This window comes from Mycobacterium alsense, from assembly GCF_002086635.1.
GTDB lineage: Bacteria > Actinomycetota > Actinomycetes > Mycobacteriales > Mycobacteriaceae > Mycobacterium > Mycobacterium alsense.
In genome coordinates, this window is record NZ_MVHD01000145.1 from 1 (window position 1) to 380 (window position 380).

A 380-nucleotide genomic window follows, 5' to 3' on the forward strand; every position below is an offset into this window, starting at 1 on the left:
CCGCCGGGATGATCGGCAACGGCGGCAACGGCGGCGGCGGCGGCGCCGGTGGGACCGGCGCCGGCGGCACCGGCGGCGAGGGCGTCACCCCGGGCGGCTTCGGCGGCGCCGGCGGCGACGGCGGCCACGGCGGCATGTTCTTCGGCGACGGCGGGACCGGCGGAAACGGCGGGTTCGGCGCCCAGAACGGCGGCAGGGGCGGAGCCGGGGGCGCCGCCGGCATGCTCAGTGGCTCCGGCGGCGCGGGCGGCACGGGCGGGGCCGCCGGCACCAGCATCGGGGGCCCGGGTGGCGCCGGTGGCGCCGCCGGGATGATCGGCAACGGCGGCAACGGCGGCGGCGGCGGCGCCGGTGGGACCGGCGCGGGCAGCACCGGCGGC

The 380-nt window shown here is 83.9% G+C and carries 1 protein-coding gene; it reads left to right on the top strand.

Going from position 1 to position 380, the window contains the following annotated elements; all coding sequences use genetic code 11:
- Window positions 1-380, top strand: a 380-nt coding sequence (locus tag BST11_RS29430; protein ID WP_211284806.1) for a hypothetical protein, incomplete at both ends; no start/stop codon positions are given.